Here is a 561-nt window from a genome sequence, read left to right as displayed (position 1 = left end):
ACCCCCTCATAAACGATGGAAAAGCTGCCGTCTGCGATCAGGTCATCCGCAAAATCGGCATACAGTTTCGCATGTCGTTCATCGTATAAGCCTCCGGCAGCAGCGAAAGCGTCGTATTGGATTTGATGAGGTGTTTTCATAGAAAACTCTCCTTCTTGATTGGATTATCGTTGGTTCATTTGCGCGCGAACGGACTGGTTCCCCAAATGGGTGATCCGATAAGGGCGGCCATTTTTCGATTTGATGAAGCGCTTGTCTTTGAGGCGTTTGAACACGTCCATCGTGCAGGCAGAGAAGACAAAGCCATCACGTGTGTAGCACTCGACGGACTGGACCTTACCATTGTCGGCGCGCGCGTATTTTATCTCGCCACCTAAGGCGAGTTCATGCAAAACACGTTGCTCGTGCTTTGAGATGTTCATTGGGATGTCTCGATTTTACGAAAGTACAGAAACAGGACACTCAGCGTCGCGCGTGAGTGTGCCTATCAATGTTGGTGCTCCTGAATTTGTGTCGCCAGGAACGGGCGTTAGCCCCGATTCTCTTTCATAAAATCTCCAT

At 49.6% G+C, this 561-nt stretch carries 1 protein-coding gene; it reads right to left on the bottom strand.

Annotated elements, in window-relative coordinates; genetic code table 11:
• Nucleotides 1-164: 164 nt before the first annotated feature.
• Complete coding sequence (locus ACR0K9_RS21485; protein WP_480713223.1) at nucleotides 165-422, bottom strand: YjhX family toxin; 258 nt, start codon at nucleotides 420-422, stop codon at nucleotides 165-167.
• Between the last annotated feature and the right edge of the window lie 139 nt (nucleotides 423-561).

Source organism: Ruegeria sp. L12 (assembly GCF_056531745.1).
Note: the sequence above shows the minus strand (reverse complement) of the source record. Positions and strands in the feature narration are given on the sequence as shown.